Annotated in this window: 17 protein-coding genes and 2 pseudogenes; 10 read left to right on the top strand and 9 right to left on the bottom strand. The window is 64.4% G+C overall.

What is annotated here, in order from left to right:
• Positions 1-16: 16 nt before the first annotated feature.
• Positions 17-442, top strand: a complete 426-nt coding sequence (locus CEX87_RS12435) for a ribulose bisphosphate carboxylase small subunit (protein WP_094287450.1) — start codon at positions 17-19, stop codon at positions 440-442.
• Between the two features lie 145 nt (positions 443-587).
• A complete protein-coding gene (locus CEX87_RS12430) occupies positions 588-1,106 on the top strand; it encodes a hypothetical protein (protein ID WP_094287448.1) in 519 nt (172 codons plus the stop codon).
• Between the two features lie 378 nt (positions 1,107-1,484).
• On the opposite strand, the gene CEX87_RS12420 is transcribed toward CEX87_RS12430, so the two are convergent.
• Together CEX87_RS12420 and CEX87_RS12415 are read right to left on the bottom strand one after the other, a co-directional pair.
• Positions 1,485-2,207: a dienelactone hydrolase family protein gene (locus tag CEX87_RS12420; RefSeq protein ID WP_094287446.1), complete on the bottom strand. Its 723-nt coding sequence runs from the start codon at positions 2,205-2,207 to the stop codon at positions 1,485-1,487.
• On the bottom strand, positions 2,204-2,851 hold the full coding sequence (locus CEX87_RS12415) for a TetR/AcrR family transcriptional regulator (protein ID WP_094287445.1): 648 nt from the start codon (positions 2,849-2,851) through the stop codon (positions 2,204-2,206). The genes CEX87_RS12420 and CEX87_RS12415 overlap by 4 nt, the downstream gene beginning before the upstream one ends.
• Before the next feature lie 290 nt (positions 2,852-3,141).
• Here CEX87_RS12415 and CEX87_RS12410 point away from each other — a divergent pair, with 290 nt between their 5' ends.
• Both CEX87_RS12410 and CEX87_RS12405 read left to right on the top strand, forming a co-directional pair.
• Positions 3,142-3,666 (top strand): sigma-70 family RNA polymerase sigma factor, encoded by a 525-nt coding sequence (locus CEX87_RS12410; RefSeq protein ID WP_094287444.1) that lies wholly within the window; start codon positions 3,142-3,144, stop codon positions 3,664-3,666.
• Positions 3,667-3,863: 197 nt separating this feature from the next.
• Positions 3,864-4,062 (top strand): annotated as a pseudogene (locus tag CEX87_RS12405) (SDR family oxidoreductase); the annotation flags it as partial.
• A 359-nt stretch (positions 4,063-4,421) separates the two neighbouring features.
• Here CEX87_RS12405 and CEX87_RS12395 read toward each other — a convergent pair.
• A complete protein-coding gene (locus CEX87_RS12395) occupies positions 4,422-4,988 on the bottom strand; it encodes a TetR/AcrR family transcriptional regulator (RefSeq protein ID WP_233151371.1) in 567 nt (188 codons plus the stop codon).
• A gap of 9 nt (positions 4,989-4,997) precedes the next feature.
• A complete protein-coding gene (locus tag CEX87_RS12390; RefSeq protein WP_094287442.1) occupies positions 4,998-5,345 on the bottom strand; it encodes a DUF962 domain-containing protein in 348 nt (115 codons plus the stop codon).
• A gap of 105 nt (positions 5,346-5,450) precedes the next feature.
• Between CEX87_RS12390 and CEX87_RS12385 the strand changes: the two genes are divergently transcribed.
• Both CEX87_RS12385 and CEX87_RS27555 read left to right on the top strand, forming a co-directional pair.
• Positions 5,451-6,263, top strand: coding sequence for an alpha/beta fold hydrolase (locus tag CEX87_RS12385; protein WP_094287440.1), 813 nt, complete (start codon positions 5,451-5,453; stop codon positions 6,261-6,263).
• Positions 6,260-6,904: pseudogene (locus CEX87_RS27555) on the top strand (SDR family NAD(P)-dependent oxidoreductase). Before CEX87_RS12385 ends, CEX87_RS27555 begins: the two are co-directional and overlap by 4 nt.
• A gap of 435 nt (positions 6,905-7,339) precedes the next feature.
• On the opposite strand, the gene CEX87_RS12370 reads toward CEX87_RS27555, so the two are convergent.
• From CEX87_RS12370 to CEX87_RS12350, 5 genes are all read right to left on the bottom strand, one after another.
• On the bottom strand, positions 7,340-8,224 hold the full coding sequence (locus CEX87_RS12370; protein WP_094287434.1) for a phosphoribulokinase: 885 nt from the start codon (positions 8,222-8,224) through the stop codon (positions 7,340-7,342).
• A gap of 13 nt (positions 8,225-8,237) precedes the next feature.
• Entirely contained in the window at positions 8,238-9,311 is a 1,074-nt protein-coding gene (locus CEX87_RS12365) for a class 1 fructose-bisphosphatase (RefSeq protein WP_094287432.1), read from the bottom strand.
• An 84-nt stretch (positions 9,312-9,395) separates the two neighbouring features.
• Complete coding sequence (hypB, locus tag CEX87_RS12360; protein ID WP_094287430.1) at positions 9,396-10,247, bottom strand: hydrogenase nickel incorporation protein HypB; 852 nt, start codon at positions 10,245-10,247, stop codon at positions 9,396-9,398.
• Positions 10,248-10,250: 3 nt separating this feature from the next.
• A complete protein-coding gene (locus tag CEX87_RS12355; protein ID WP_233151370.1) occupies positions 10,251-10,550 on the bottom strand; it encodes a hydrogenase maturation nickel metallochaperone HypA in 300 nt (99 codons plus the stop codon).
• An 84-nt stretch (positions 10,551-10,634) separates the two neighbouring features.
• A complete protein-coding gene (locus tag CEX87_RS12350) occupies positions 10,635-11,693 on the bottom strand; it encodes an AraC family transcriptional regulator (RefSeq protein ID WP_094287597.1) in 1,059 nt (352 codons plus the stop codon).
• Positions 11,694-11,927: 234 nt separating this feature from the next.
• Here CEX87_RS12350 and CEX87_RS12345 point away from each other — a divergent pair, with 234 nt between their 5' ends.
• The 4 genes from CEX87_RS12345 to CEX87_RS12330 all read left to right on the top strand — a co-directional run bounded on the left by CEX87_RS12345 (position 11,928) and on the right by CEX87_RS12330 (position 16,119).
• A complete protein-coding gene (locus CEX87_RS12345) occupies positions 11,928-12,533 on the top strand; it encodes a helical membrane plugin domain-containing protein (RefSeq protein ID WP_094287427.1) in 606 nt (201 codons plus the stop codon).
• A gap of 76 nt (positions 12,534-12,609) precedes the next feature.
• Positions 12,610-13,581 (top strand): NADH-quinone oxidoreductase subunit B family protein, encoded by a 972-nt coding sequence (locus tag CEX87_RS12340; RefSeq protein WP_094287425.1) that lies wholly within the window; start codon positions 12,610-12,612, stop codon positions 13,579-13,581.
• Between the two features lie 49 nt (positions 13,582-13,630).
• Entirely contained in the window at positions 13,631-15,265 is a 1,635-nt protein-coding gene (locus CEX87_RS12335; RefSeq protein WP_094287423.1) for a nickel-dependent hydrogenase large subunit, read from the top strand.
• Complete coding sequence (locus tag CEX87_RS12330) at positions 15,262-16,119, top strand: hydrogenase maturation protease (RefSeq protein WP_233151369.1); 858 nt, start codon at positions 15,262-15,264, stop codon at positions 16,117-16,119. The genes CEX87_RS12335 and CEX87_RS12330 overlap by 4 nt, the downstream gene beginning before the upstream one ends.
• Positions 16,120-16,121 lie beyond the last annotated feature (2 nt).

Raw genomic sequence — 16,121 nt, 5'->3', positions numbered from 1 at the left:
ACGACGGAGAGCACACATGCGAATCACTCAGGGCACCTTCTCCTATCTGCCCGACTTCACCGACGAGGAGATCACCGCTCAGATCACTTACGCGCTCGACAACGGCTGGCCCCTGTCGGTCGAGTTCACCGACGATCCACATCCGCGCAACACGTACTGGGAGATGTGGGGACTGCCGATGTTTGACCTCAAAGATCCCGCCGGGGTGCTGTTGGAGGTCAACGCCTGCCGCCAGGCCAAGCCGAACCACTACGTACGGGTCAACGCCTACGACGCTCGGCTGGGACGGCAGACGACCGCACTGTCGTTCATCGTGCAGCGCCCGGCCGAGGAACCCGGTTTCCGCCTCGAGCGGACGGAGGTGAGCGACCGACGCATCCAGTACACCACGTTCGCTTACGCCACCAAAGAGCCTGTCGGACAACGCTATACATCGGAGTAGTTCGATTTCTGACGTGCAGGTAATCCACAGCCGCAGTGCGACGTTCAACAGCACTGATAACGGGGGGCTGGCGTTGGGGGAGAGAGCGGATGCCTCTCCCCCAACGCCACTGGTAGCACGACGGACATCAGCGATCGACCCTACGTTGGCGGTTGACGTCTCCGGCCCCGCCCACGGCCACGCCGTGGTGATGCTGCAAGATCCCGACGCCGACTCGGGCTTCACCGACGCGGTGCGAGCGCGGCTGCACGTTGCTCTGCTGCGGACTGTGGTGATCACGGCGCACCGGCGCCCGCAGGCGGAGCTGATTCTCAACAATCTCCGGCGGCTCGGAATCTCCTGGTCGCTGCTGATCGCGCACCGTGGTCTCGGGCCGCTGGCCTGGACCATGGCCGCCAGGCACCGTGAACGTTTCAGCGGTTTGATAGTTGTCGACTGCGGCCATCCGCGTGTGGCCGACGCGGCCGGGACGGTGGTCGATCCCCACTGCCCGCCGGTCGTGGCCGATACGACTGCATTGGTTTCCGACAACACCGACATCACCGTTGCTCGGGCGAGTGGGCAGTATGTTCATGGCCAGTTTCGACTCGCCAAACTCGCTAAGCGGACCGATGATCGAGTGGCACAGCTGGTAACCGAAATCGTGCTGCACACGCACAGTTGACTTAACTAACTTGACTAATGGTCAGCGCCCGTTAGTTCGTCGGGGTCGTTAGTTGCCGTGGCGATGACCCGCTCCGCTGAGCAAACCACTGTAGGGTCGGACGGCCTTGAGTTGCTCTTGATCTCGGCTCCGGTGTAGCCCTTGCCCCGAGGCAGCGTGCTGTGCAACGCGCAGCCAGCGACCGAATCCAACAGCGAGAACTCTGATCACCAGGCCCGGGCACGGGCTAGACCAGCGGGCGAAACGGGATTCCAAGGTGAATGCTCTGAAACTATGGTGGAAGCCGTAGCGTTGGGGCTCAAGATGTGCCTGTCGGATGTCTTCACTAGTGGCCACTGGCCGTGTGGGCCAGTGGTGAGTTGTGTCTGTCGGGGCGCGTCAGTGTAGGTGGGTGGCGAAGAATCGTTCGATGCGGTTCCAGGCGTCTTTGGCCGAGTCGGGTTCTGGGCCGATGCCAGTGATGCGTAGGAGGGGGCGAAGTGCGCGGGGGCCGGCTTCTGCGTCGTTGAGGAAGGCGTGGCTGGCGGCGGGATATTCCTTGACGTCGTGGGCAACTCCGGCGTTGTCGAGTGCCGCGTCGAGCCGGGCGGCCGCGCCCTTGAGTGACGGGTCGCGGCGACCGTAGCTGGCTACGATGGGGCAGGCACCTACCACGTTTTCGTCGAGGCGACGCGGGAGCTGGCCGTAGTTGACTGCGGCCGCATCGAATCCGTTCTTCGCGGTGAGCAGCGCGAAGCCTCCTCCGATGCAGAAGCCGATGACACCGATCTTGCCGGTGCAGTCGGGAGAAGCCGCCAGGAAGTCGTGGGCTGCGCTGATGTCGGCGAAGGCCCGGCCGCGGCCACGCATCATGGCGGACATCGTGGTGACCAGACATCGTGCGGTGCTACCGGCGCTGAACAGATCGACGGCCAGGGTGAGGTAACCGAGACCGGCGAGTCGGTCCGCATGGCCGCGCATGACCTCGTCGAGGCCGAAGATTTCGTGGATCATCACCACGGCCGGCCACGGACCGGTGCCCGGTGGAGTGGCCAGATAGCCACGAAGCGGCTGGGAGCCGTCGCGGTCGGCGGCTAGTTCAGACAGGTCGAGGTCGATCATGGTTGGGCTTCCTGTAGTTGTGTGGTGGGCAATGTGTAGGGGCCGACTACGGCCGCACCGAGCAGCGAAAGTCCGTTGCGCAGGGCATCCGCCGGTACGTCATCGACGAGGTGGTGCATCACGATCAGACCGTGCATGAGCGAAAACAGCGTTGCGGCAACGGCGTTGGCATCCGAATTCGGCGGGATGTACCCCTCGTCGCGCCACCGGCAGGCCAGTTCGGCGATGTGGTCGAGGGTTTGGAGGTAGAGCGCGCGGGCACGCTTCTGCAGTACCGGATCCCGCAGGGCCTCCGCCCAAGTCTGCAGCGCGAGCCGGGTCATGTCGTAGTCGGGGTTGTCCGTCCTGCTGCGCAGTTCGGCGACAATCCGGCTCAGTGTTTCAGCGGGAGTGGGGACCGGGTCGCGGTCGAGTAACCCCACGAAAATGGCCCGCACGCGTACCACTCCTTCCTCGGCGCTGGCGTGGATGATCTCCTCCTTGCTGCCGAAGTAGCGGTAGACCGCGCGGGCCGACATCCCAGTCGCCGCTATCACCTGCTCCATCGAGGTGGTGTGGAAACCGCCTCGTGAGAAGCACCTCCAGGCACTGGTGAGGATGTGTTGGCGACGCTGCGCGCGTGTCTGCTCGCTGAGTTTGGGCACACGCCGATGCTAAACGAACATGTTCCTTTGCGCTATAGCTTGTTTACGGATACGCTCGCGGTCAAATAAACATTTCGATGTTCGTTTGAGGGCAGGATGGCCAGGATTGCGGTTGTGTCAATCGACTTGGCCCGTGCCCGCGCGATCGCGGGTCGGGGCTTGGGTGCACGTAGGCGCCCGGGCTTCTACCGACGCGCCACGCTATGGGCTACCCGGGAAACGCCCGTCGACAACACCATTGAAGGCGACCGGTCGCTGACCCCGGTCTGGGGCGCTGGCCGGTATAGAGGATGACTGCCGAACAGCCAACCGAGCAGATGCTGGAACTGTTCGCCGACCAAGTCGAACCGTTGCGCCGTTATGCCCTTCGGCTCACCAGCAACCACGCCAAGGCCGAGGACGTAGTACAGGAAACGCTGCTGCGAGCCTGGCGCCACCTGCAGTCGAAGGACGACGACCAGCCGGGGCGGGCATGGCTGTTCACCGTCGCACGCAACATCGTCATCGACGACAGCCGCTCAGCTCGGGTTCGCTGTGAGGTGTGCCCTCCCGACACATCGGAGGTGCCGGATCGTATGGTCGCCGATGAGGCGAATGCCGCACTGGACCGGATCTTGGTCGCCGAGGCCATCGCACAGCTGCCGGCGACGCATCGGGCGGTACTCGGCCGGGCGTTCTATCTCGGCTGGACCACGAGCCAGATCGCCGAGGATCTCGACATCGCCGAAGGCACGGTAAAGTCACGACTGCACTACACCCTCAGGAGGCTACGGGTCATCCTGACCGAGATGGGTGTTAAGCCACTCTCCGGCTGAGCACGGAGGGGTTGGTCTGCGTCGCGTGAGTTGAAGACGGGCCCGGCGTGGCGGTAGCCGTCGGGGTGGTAGGGGTGGCTGTGTCACCGTGAGGACGACCGGTTTACTGTTCGGGTGATCTTGAAAGTCGGCCACCCTTCCCGCACGCGTTGACAGGTGCTGTCGGGAAGGGCCGCCCAAGAACGCCTGGAGGCGTCGTCGCACCCGGTCCCACCAAAACCGAAGGCGTCGAAGCGGAATCGGGCGAAACCAACGAGGAGCGGCCGCTCGCTGCCATTGGTCCGCACCGCGAACCCTGAGGACATCGCAGACGCGGTGCTCTTTCCCGCGTCGCGCCGCTCGACCTTCATCACCGGCTCAACCCTGCACGTCGATGCCGGCGGCACCACCATCTGAACGCACGCGACAAAGGAGGAATGAACGATGTCGAAGAACTATGACGCCCGATGGGCGAACGCGTTGACGGTTGTGCAGGAGGCGCAGCCACCCTTCATCCCCGAAGGTGCGCACGCGAAGACCGTCGTCATCGAGTACCCGCCGAGAAGTACGGGCGCACCCCCGCACAAGCACCCGAGCGGCCCTCCTTTCGGCTACATGCTCGAAGGCCGGGATGCACGTGGTCGGCGACGACCTCGACAACGACCTGCTGGCCGTGCCGGTGGTTGGGATGACGGCGTGCTAGTTGTTCTGACCACGAACGCCGCGCGATGGTGAAGTATGCCCGGGCAGGACTGTGATTGCCGACGCGAGCCAGCTCAATTCAGGAAATGCTCGAGCGCGGAGCGGACTTCGGGAAGCGCCGTTCCGGCTTGGTGTTCGATGAGAGCGGCTTCGGCGGTCATGCCTATCCATAGTCGTGCGCTTTCCCGGGGGTATGGGTGTGTCAGCGACGCGAAGTCGGGCTGGCAGAGTTCGGCGTTGGTGATGTTTCGACGGTTGATCTCATCGGCCACCGCCGGTTCGGCGCGCGCTTCGAGCAGCAGAGCCCGAACGGCGCGATCGCGCAAACAACCATCAAGGTAGGCCACTGCACCTGCGATGAGCCGCGCGCGGCCCGGCGCCATGTCGCCGATGGCGGCCTGTATCCGGCTCGCGAGCCGGTCGTGGAATTCCCGATGCAGCGCAAGCAAATAGGACGCACGGTCGCCGAAGTGGTGAAAGAACGTGCCTTTCGCGACTCCGGCGTCCGCGACGATGAGATTGACGCTCAGACCACTCAGACCGGTGCGTTCGGCGAGCCGCAGTCCAGCGTCGATGAGCGATTCTCTCGTGCGGGCCATCGCCTCCTTGCGCGCGTGCAAGCCATCAGGCTGCGGGGTCACACCGGCAGCCTATGCCGCCACGCCTCGAGCTCTGCGCGCGGCTTTGCGCTGACTGCGTCGCGCCAGCAGCTCACCGTACTGTTCGCATACGTGGATCACACCGGTGAGCTGGTAGGTGATCCAGCCCCTGTGCGTCGACGGATTGCCCTCGCAGATGCGGTGCCCGACGATCTGCAGCAGCCAGCCGCCGACGAACATCGGTACTCCCACTCGGGGTTTGGCCACAAGCAGCGGCATTGCCGTGGCGATCACCGGGGTGCCGATCACGTGGGTCAGTCTCACACCGCGGCTCGTGTGCTGGGTTCGGTAATACGCCAGCTTGTCCGCGAACGGCGCCTCGTTAGCCGGCATGGTCATCGGTCACTCTCCTTCTGCCACGAGCAGTCCTCACCTTGTGGGAGGGCACCAGCCATGGTGCGTTTGACCGACCGGTCGGTCAATTTGAGAATGGAGGTAAGACGAATGGCCAACGAGGTCACCACGCGGCTCGGTCCGCTGACCTCCAGCGATACCGGGGAGGGTCCGGTGGTCGTCCTGTTGCATGCGACGTTGCACGACCGACACGACTTCGATGCGGTCGCGCCGTCGCTGAGCCGCAGACAGCGCGTCATTGCGCTGGACTGGCCGGGCCACAGGGACTGCCGGCTACCGGCGCCGACCGACTCACTGACTGCGGCCGCCCTGGCCGACGCACTCGAGGATGTCGTTGGCGCACTCGACTCGCCGGCGGCCGCGTTCGTGGGCAACTCCGTGGGCGGCTTCGCCGCGGCGCGCTTGGCCATCACCAACCCGGAGCGGGTTTCTCGCCTGGTGCTGGTGAACACCGGCGGGTTCGCCGCCAGTGCCCTTACCAACCTCTACTGCCGAGCAGTCGGCACACCGGCGGTGACACGACTGGTTCTACCGCGGCTGATCCGAAGCTATATGCGGTCCACCAGCGACACCGACCGTGAGATTGAAAAACGCGCGCTAGCCAGGGCGCGCACCCCAGAGGGCGCCGCCTTGGCGGCCGCGCTGTGGCGCAGTTTCGCTGCACCCGAATACGATCTGCGGCCACAGGCAAATCGCATCACCGCGCCGACGCTGATCGTATGGGGATCGAAAGACACCGCGATCCCGTTGCGGTTCGGCCGGGCCACTGCGGCAGCGATCCCCGGATCGCGGCTCGAAGTACTGCCGACGGGACATCTGCCCTTCTCCTCAGACCCCGACGGGTTCCTGGCGATCGCTGCGCCGTTCTTGGCCACCGCAACTGGGCTGGGGACCGCGCGATGACCGGTGCAGCCGGTCGCACCGTCCTGATCACCGGGGCATCGTCGGGATCGGCCGAGCGAGCGCCGCGCAATTCCGCGCCCACCGATCGACGGTGTTCGGCACCAGCCGCACGCCCACGCGATTCCCCCAGGCAGCGCGTCGACGGCGTCACCTACCTTCGGCTGGACTATCGCGATCCGGCCACGCTCCGCGCAGTGACCGCGGCGTTGCCCCGCGTGGATGTCTTGATCAATAACGCCGGCGTCGGCGCCGGTGCTGTGGAAGACCGACAGCATTGTGACGATCGAGAGCTGTTCGAGACCAACGTCTTTGGCCCGTTGGAGCTGACCCGCGCCTACCTGCCCGCCATGCGCGCCAATTAGGGAGGCACGGTCATCTTCATCGGGTCGTTGATCGCCGAACTGCCGGTGCCCTTCCAAAGCAGCTACGCCGCATCGAAACTGGCCCTGTGGGCCTACGTGCAATCCCTGCGCCACGAGCTACAAACCCACCGCATCCGAACCACCCTCGTGCAGCCCGGCTACTTCCGCACCGGCATCGCCGACAAACGCCCATGGACGGCCCCCGCCCAACTCCGCCTAACTCGGCGCGTCGACGACCGTCAAGGGCAGCGTCGACCACGAGCACCACCGCGCCCGTGATCCCGCCATCGTGGCACGCCAACTGCTGCGCCTATCCGAACGCACCCGGCCACTGCCAGCGCGCACCACCATCGGCATCGGGGACACCGCTCTGGTATTCCTCGAGCGCTTCCTTCCAGGCAGTCAAATCGAACGGCTCATCGCCCGGCGATTCGGCCTGACGCAGTCCGGTAGCGCCGGAACGCGCCGTCGCCTAGCGAGCGCGCGGCGCCTGTTTAACACAGATTCGAACCCCAAGGACCGGGAAACACCAAGTCAGGCGCGTGCGAGCCAAAGACTGACGTTAGTGACCTGGCCCCAACTCAGATAAGAGGGGCCCGCGTCTGGCCGCGACCGCCCGTGGTGCACGACCTGCACCTCAAGTTCCACGCAGACCGGGACAACCTTCGGACTGGCTAGCTTCGCTTGGCTATTTGCCCGTAAAACTCGTTGCTCTTAAGTGCGGGCCAGTTCGGCGTTGCGCCGTTCGACGAGCCGCAGGATCATCGGTGTGAAGATCAGCTGCATGGCCAAATCCATCTTGCCGCCAGGACACACGATGGTGTTTGGACGCGACATGAAGGAATCGTGCAGCATCGACAGCAGGTACGGGAAGTCGATGCCGTGTGGGTCGCGGAACCTGATGATCAGCATCGACTCGTCGGCGGTGGGAATCGTCCTGGCAATGAATGGATTTGAGGTGTCAACCACGGGGACGCGCTGGAAGTTGACGTCGGTGTGGGAGAACTGTGGGCAGATGTAGTTCACATAGTCGGGCATTCGGCGCAGGATGGTATCTGTCACCGCTTCAGCGGTGTATCCACGAACCGACTTGTCGCGCTGCAACTTCTGAATCCATTCCAGGTTTATCACCGGCACCACTCCGATACGCAGGTCGGCGTAGCCGGCGATGTCGACGGTGTCGGTGACCACTGCGCCGTGCAGGCCCTCGTAGAACAGCAGGTCGGTATCGCCGGCCAGCTCCTCCCAGGGTGTGAAGGTGCCGGGCTCTTGTTCGTATGGCGCGGCTTCCTTCTCATCGTGAAGGTACTTGCGGACCTTGCCGGTGCCGGTTTCACCGTAGACCTTGAACAGCTCCTGGAGCTCCTCGAACAGGTTGGCCTCCGGCCCGAAGTGGCTGAAGGCGTGATCGCCGCGGGCATGCGCGTCGGCGATCGCGGTCTTCATTTCGGCGCGGTCATAGCGGTGAAAACTATCGCCTTCAATGTAGGCGACGCTGATGCCCTCGCGGCGGAAGATCTGCTGGAATGTTCGCATGACCGATGTGGTCCCGGCTCCCGATGACCCGGTGACCGACACGATCGGATGCTTCCGTGACACGTCAACGCCCCTCTCAGCTCGCCGGGACCCTGAACAGGCCACGCGCACCGTACAGCGGCCAGGGGTCCAGATTTTCGTGAATGTCGTTGTGGTAGTTGGTTATACGCTCCACTTCTTCGCGCGCTCCAAAGACGAACGGAACACGCTGATGCACGTCTTCGGGCTCTACCTCCAACATTCGGCGACGGCCGGTGGTGGCCGCACCGCCTGCCTGCTCGATCAGAAACGCCATCGGGTTGGTTTCATACAGCAGCCGCAGTTTGCCGGGCTTCGTCGGATCGCGTGAGTCGCGTGGATACAGGAATACTCCGCCACGGGTGAGAATTCGGTGGGTTTCGGCCACCAGCGAGGCGACCCAACGCATGTTGAAATCCCGACCGCGTGGTCCGGACTTGCCTTCCAAGCATTCCTGGACATAGCGCTGCACGGCCGGTTCCCAGAACCGCTGGTTGGACGCGTTGATGGCGAACTCGCCGGTCGTGGCGGGAATCTGAATACTCTCCCGGGTCAGGAAGAACTCACCCAGCGTCGGGTCGAGCGTGAAAGCATGGACGCCGGTGCCCACTGTCAACACCAGCATGGTGGACGGACCGTAGATGGCGTAGCCGCCGCACACCTGCTCGGTGCCGGGCTGGAGGAAGTCCTCGGGTGCTGGGTCCGTGCCCGGGGTGGGTGCACGAAGAATGGAGAAGATACTTCCCACCGACACGTTGACGTCGATGTTCGACGATCCATCGAGCGGGTCGAAAACCAGCAAGTACTTGCCGCGCGGGAATTCGGCGGGAAGCAGGTAGGGCTCTTCGAGTTCCTCGGAGACCATGCCGGCAACGTGCCCGCTCCACTCGGTTGTGCGCAGGAAGTAGTCGTTGGCCAGCAGGTCAAGCTTCTGCTGTTTTTCGCCCTGCACGTTGGTGCGTTCCGCCGATCCCAGCACGCCGGCCAGCGCGCCGCAGGCCACGCGGTTGGCGATGGCCTTGCATGCCAGCGCGACGTCGAGGATCAGCGCGTTGAGGTCTCCGGATGCGCTGGGGTGCCGGCGGCGTTCTTCGATCAGAAACTGCGCCAGGGTGGTGTGGTCGGCAAGCATGCCACCACCATTGGGGACCGGCGGGCCGCAGCCATCCCCAAGGAGGGTGGTCGGGCGGGTGGCTCACCCACCCGCAGTTAGCGCCTACAGCGTGGCGGGGACCGTGCGGTTCTGCCTGTGACGGTCGCATAGCCACTGGCACCATTGCGCGATGCCTAGGCCGGTGCGGGCGCTGATCTCGATCGTTACCGCTTGCGGGTTCACCGCGCGCAGGTTGGTGTAGAAGGTTTGCAGGTCGAAGTCCAGATGGGGAATCAGATCGACCTTGTTGACCAGCACCAGATCGGCCGAACGGAACATCACCGGGTACTTCAGCGGTTTCTCCTCGCCTTCGGTCACCGAGTACACCATCGCCCTGGCGTGCTCACCGATCTCGAATTCCGCTGGGCACACCAGGTTTCCGACGTTTTCGACGATCACGATGTCGAGTTCGGACAGCGGCAGCCGGCCAAGTGCCTTGCGCACCATCGGTGCATCGAGATGACACTCGCCGCCGAAACCGTTGGAGGTGTTGATCAACGACACCGCGGCTCCTAGGCCGTCGAGGCGGTCGGCATCGATGCTGGTTTCAATGTCGCCCTCCACGATGCCGATACGCAGCTGCGACCGCAGCCGCTGCAGCGTCTCCCGCAGCAGCATGGTTTTGCCGGCGCCGGGTGACGACATTAGGTTGATTGCGGTGACAGCGGCGTGGTCGAAGTCGGCTCGGTTGGCCGCGGCCGTCTGGTCGTTTTCGGCGAAGATCCGCTCGAGCACGACGACTCGGTCGGATTCGGTGGCATAGCCCGAGTGATCGCCGTGACCGGCCGCGGGTGCTGCGTCGACACGACGATGTTCACCGTGGTGGCCATGATCGTGCTCGTGGCCATGATCGTGATCATGATCGTGTGGGTGGTCATGGTCATGGTCACCGTCGTGGCGGTGGAAGCGGCCCATCTGTTACACCTTCTCGAGTTCCAGTGAGGTTATGAGGAATTCGTCGCCGGACACCAGCGCCACGTTTGCGCTTTCGCACGCCGGACAGAGCATGATCGGCGCGTCCAGCACGTGCTCGTGGCCGCAGGCCCGGCAACGTATGGTCGCTGGCACCTGTTCGACGTGCAGCTGCGCGCCGTGCAAATCAGAACCCTCGGTGACCAATGACCAGCAGTACACCAACGTGTCGGGCACTATCTGGCGCATCGCGCCGATGCGAACGTTCACAATACGCACCGCGCCGTGGCCGGCGTGGTCGGTCACGATGCCCACGATCGCCCGGCAGATCGAAAGTTCGTGCACGCGGCACCTCCTGACCTCAACCGACGACCATACATGGACACCGGCCTAGCGCCGCAAGGTTTGTGAGGGGGTCTCGCCCCATCGTCTGCGGTACTCGGCCGCGAAGCTACCGAGGTGATTGAAGCCCCAGCGGGCGGCGGTGCCAGTGACCGTGACTCCGTCGCTGGGCAGCGCGTCGGCGAGCTCGTCATGGACTCGTTCCAGGCGGCGTTCCCGTACATAGGCCATCGGTGTGACACCCAGCTCGGTGCGAAACCCCTGCTGAATTGAGCGAACACTCATGTGAACGTTCTTGGCGATCAGCTCCATGGTCAAGGGTTCGCCCAGGTGGGCGTCGATGTAGTCGATGGCGTCGCGAACCACGCGAAGTGCCGCGTGCTGTGGCGGACGGACGAAGTCGCCGTGATAGTTGGAGGGTTGCAGGTGCAGCAAGCTGTTCATCAGCAGCTCCTCGATCCCGCCGATGCCCTGGCCATGCTGGACCAGTGACCCCTTGTGGTAGACCTCGGTGTGCAGGAGTTGCACGGCGGCATGCCAGCGCATCGCGGCCTCGGAGGTCAGGTCGAATTCGGGGTGAAACACCAGCGCCTCGGATAGTCGCCGACCCCGCAGCCGGACCAGGTAATCAACCAAGGCCGCCTCCTCGATGCGGAACAACAGCTGCGGCGAGGCATCGTCGAGCTGCATCGTCAACGACTTTCCAGGGCTGGTGACCAGTGCTCGGATGGGGTTCGCCTCGAACACGTGGCCGTCGTGATGGCACTCGGCGCTTCCACTCATCGGCATGTGCACGGCGAAGTACTTGCCCGCGGCGGGGATGTCAACGGTGGCCGGCACGGACAGGTCCAGGTACAGCATGCTGACATTGCGCAGCCTCACGCCGTGCATGCTCGCCGCGAAACGGCCTAAGCAGTTGCGGTCCACGGTGATTCGCGTCTGGGCCAACGCGCGACCGATCATCGCCGACGCCTCGTGGATGTTTTCCGTATAGAAGATTTCTGAATCGGCCAAGGCCGGTGGGACGCCTCGCGGGCGAACTTTGCGCCGGACCGGGTCGCCGGTGCGGCGTGCGTCGATGAAGCCCAGCCTCATCAGCCGCGACATCAGGGCCGCCCCGCCCACGCACTCCGCGCCGGTTGACCATTCGTTAAAGTGTCCGCTGCGATCAATCAAGTCTCCGCAAGTCTTGATGCGTTTCTACGCGACCAAGTCTGCGCAATTCTGACAGCGCTTGCGCAAAAACGCTAGGCCTTGGCCGTGTCGGACCCGTACCGTCTGTGACCACCAACATTCCGACGTGGCGGTTGTGATCAGCCCCACACCGCATAGGAGGATTGCGTGACGGCCCATGCACTCACCGCAGTGTCTGATACCGACCCGTTCGGCGCACCGTCTCCGGGCGACGAGCTGGTTCAGCGCCTCGAAGACCCCCGAATCGTGGCATCGCTGTCACTGATCCTCGACCACGCCGACCTGATAGCCACGTTGATCGCGAGTCTCGACGGTGTGATCCGGCGTGGGGAGGTGATCGGGGACTCGCTGGCGTCGTTCATCGACGACTTCAAGACGGCTGGGGGGCCGGTCGCCGGTCGGTCGCTGCTGCCCGGTGTCGATGTGGCCCGACTGCAGACCAGCGCGTCCAGCCTGGCGTCAGCGTTCATCGACGCGACGCCGACCATCGACAAGTTGCTGCACTCTTCCCTTACAGACGCCCAGACTGCCTACCTGCTGGCGGACTTGGGAGAAGCTGTGCTGGCCGGCAAAGCCGCCGCCGAGGCCGACCCGCGCGGCCCCAAAGGCATCTTCGCGCTCATGCGTGTGACCAAGGATCCCGACGTATCGCGGGGTTTGGGGTTCATGATCCACGTCGCCCGGGCCTTCGGTAAACGGCTCGCCCAAGAACCCCCTGACGCCGAACCCGGTCCGCGCCATTCCGCGCGCTAATCCCTGTCCACACAATCAACAGCCCACGACGTGCCTGCTGACGGCGAACTGATGCAGGCCAACTGAGAGGAGAGTCATGGCATCGGTGCTTTGGTTTCAAGGGGGAGCGTGCAGTGGCAACACGATGTCGTTCCTCAACGCAGAGGAGCCCAACGTCGTCGATCTCATCGTCGACTTCGGTCTGGACCTGCTCTGGCATCCCTCGCTCGGTCTGGAGCTTGGCAAGAACGCGCAGAAGGTGTTCTGGGATTGCGCCAAGGGTGAGCGTCCGCTGGACATCTTCGTCTTCGAGGGCACCGTCATCGAAGCGCCCAACGGCACCGGGCGGATGGACATGTTCGCCGACCGGCCGATGAAGGACTGGGTCACCGACCTGGCCGCCGCCGCCCAAATCGTCGTCGCCATCGGAGACTGCGCCTGTTGGGGGGGCATCCCCGCGATGGATCCGAACCCGTCGGCCTCGACGGGTCTGCAGTTTCACAAGCGGAGCAAAGGTGGCTTCCTAGGCCCAGACTTCCGGTCGAAGATGGGTCTGCCGGTGATCAACGTACCCGGCTGCCCCGCCCATCCGGACTGGATCACCCAGATCATCGTCGCGCTGGCCACCGGCCGGGCCGGCGACATCGCCCTCGACGACCTGCACCGCCCGGAGACGTTCTTCAAGACGTTCACCCAAACCGGTTGCACCCGAGTCCAATTCTTCGAATACAAGCAGTCCACGCTGTCGTTCGGCGAGGGCACCCGCACCGGCTGCCTGTTCTACGAGTTCGGCTGCCGCGGCCCGATGACCCACTCGCCGTGCAACCGCATCCTGTGGAACCGCCAGTCGTCCAAGACCCGAGCCGGCATGCCCTGCCTGGGCTGCACGGAGCCGGAATTCCCCCATTTCGATCTGGCCCCCGGCACCGTGTTCAAAACGCAGAAAGTCAGCGGCATGATCCCGAAGGAAGTCCCGGAGGGCAGCGACCACCTCACCTACATGGCCCACGCGGCCGCCGCCCGCATCGCGGCACCGCAATGGTCCAAGGAAGACATGTTCGTCGTCTGACCCCGTCCTCGAGTACACCACTTGCGAACGTCCCGAAAGGATTTCATCAATGACCGCACTAGATTCAAGTTCATCAACGACCGCACTGGATTTGTTTGTCAGTCCCTTGGGCCGCGTCGAGGGCGACCTCGACGTGAGGGTGACCATCGAGGACGGCGTCGTCACCTCTGCATGGACCGAGGCCGCGATGTTTCGTGGCTTCGAGATCATCTTGCAGGGTAAGGACCCGCAGGCCGGCCTCATCGTATGTCCCCGCATCTGCGGGATCTGCGGCGGCAGCCACCTCTACAAATCGGCCTACGCTCTCGACACCGCGTGGCGCACCCATATGCCGCCCAACGCCACGTTGGTGCGCAACATCTGTCAAGCCGCCGAGACGCTGCAGTCGATCCCGCGCTACTTCTACGCGCTGTTCGCGATCGATCTCACCAACAAGAACTACGCCAAATCCACGTTGTACGCCGAATCGGTACGACGCTTCGCCCCCTACGTCGGTACCAGCTATCAACCGGGTGTGGTTTATTCGGCCAAACCCGTTGAGGTGTATGCGATCTTCGGCGGACAGTGGCCGCACTCGAGTTTCATGGTGCCCGGAGGGGTGATGTGCGCGCCCACCCTCTCCGACGTCACCCGCTCGATCGCGATTCTGGAGCACTGGAAGGACAACTGGCTGGAAAAGCAGTGGCTGGGCTGCTCGGTGGAGCGCTGGCTGGAGAACAAGACCTGGGAGGACGTGCTGGCCTGGGTCGACGAAAACGAGTCGCAATACAACAGCGACTGTGGCTTCTTCATCCGGTTCTGTCTGGACGTCGGCCTGGACAAGTACGGGCGCGGCGTGGGCAACTACCTGGCCACCGGCACCTACTTCGAGCCTTCGCTCTATGAGAACCCGACGATCGAGGGGCGAAACGGCGCCCTCATCGGCCGCTCGGGAATCTTCGCCCAAGGCACATGGCACGAGTTCGACCAGGCCCGGGTGCGTGAAGACGTGACGCACTCGTTCTACCAGGGCAGCACCCCGCTGCATCCCTTCGACGGCGAAACCATCCCCGTCGACCCCGAGGAAGGCCGCAAGCAAGGCAAGTACAGCTGGGCCAAGTCGCCGCGCTACGACGTGCCGGACCTGGGCGCCATCCCGCTGGAGGCCGGTCCATTGGCGCGCCGGATGGCCGCCGGTGCCCCCAACCCCGCCGCCCACCAGGACAACGACCCGCTGTTCGTCGACATGTACAACAAGATCGGGCCCAGCGTATTCGTGCGTCAACTCGCCCGGATGCACGAGGCACCCAAGTACTACCAGTGGGCGCGCCAATGGCTCGACCAGCTCGACCTCAAGGAGAGCTTTTACACCAAGCCTGTCGAGCACGCCGAAGGACGGGGCTTCGGCTCCACCGAAGCCGCCCGTGGTTCGCTGTCGGACTGGATCGTCATCGAAGACAGCAAGATCAAGAACTACCAGGTCGTCACCCCGACGGCGTGGAACATCGGCCCGCGCGACGGCGCCGAAGTGCTCGGCCCGATCGAGAAGGCGCTGGTCGGTTCGCCCGTCGTGGATCCCGAAGATCCCGTCGAGTTGGGTCACGTGGCACGCAGCTTCGACTCCTGCCTGGTGTGCACGGTGCACGCCTACGACGGCAAGACGGGGCGGGAACTGTCCAAGTTCGTCATCAACGGAATGGTGTGATCATCACGTCGAACACGACCGACAACACGGCACAACCCGGCCGCATCGAGAGCGATCTCGAGCCGCCGGGTTGTGCGGTCCTCATCGTTGGATGCGGCAACCTGCTGCGCGGCGACGACGGCGTCGGGCCAATCCTGGTGCGGCACCTATGGGAACGCGGCGTGCCCGAGGGGGCACGGCTCGTCGACGGTGGAACCGCAGGCATGGATGTGGCCTTCCAGATGCGCGGCGCGCAACGAGTAGTCATCGTCGACGCCTCCGCCACCGGAGCGGCCCCGGGCACCATCTACCGGGTGCCCGGCGACGAGCTGGCCGAGCTGCCGCCGCTGCAGGGCCTGCACACCCACTCCTTTCGATGGGACCACGCCATCGCCTTCGCGCGCTGGGCACTGGCCGACGCCTGCCCCGCCGACATCACCGTCTTTCTCATCGAAGCCGAAAACGTCGCGCTCGGCGCCGACCTATCCCCATCGGTGACGACCGCGATGGAATCGGTGATCGCCATCGTCGAAGACGTCTATCTGTCGCCGCTGCGACCCGACGACCGCAGTGTCGATAGGCGACTGACCGTGGATTTCACCGACGACGGCTATCTGCGCCTCAGCGCGCAGCTCGCGGCAGCACGCTTTCCCGCCGACGCCGCGGTCGGTGCCGTCCGCGACGACGAGCTGTGGCTGCTGCCGCTGCGCGGGCCGCGCAGCGGCGGGCTGCTGCTCAAACAGCGCAACCCCGCCGGTGACCGCGCCGTGCTGGTCCGCGAGATCCTTCGCGACGTCATTCCCACCGGTGAGCGCCGCGCCTACTGGGACGACGAGCACGGCGCACTGCGAATCCCGTTGGAGCAAAAGACGTGATG

Origin of the sequence: Mycobacterium lehmannii, assembly GCF_002245535.1 — a bacterium.
Lineage (GTDB): Bacteria > Actinomycetota > Actinomycetes > Mycobacteriales > Mycobacteriaceae > Mycobacterium > Mycobacterium lehmannii.
The sequence above is the reverse complement of the archived record's forward strand: the minus strand, read 5'-3'. Positions and strand labels throughout refer to the sequence as shown.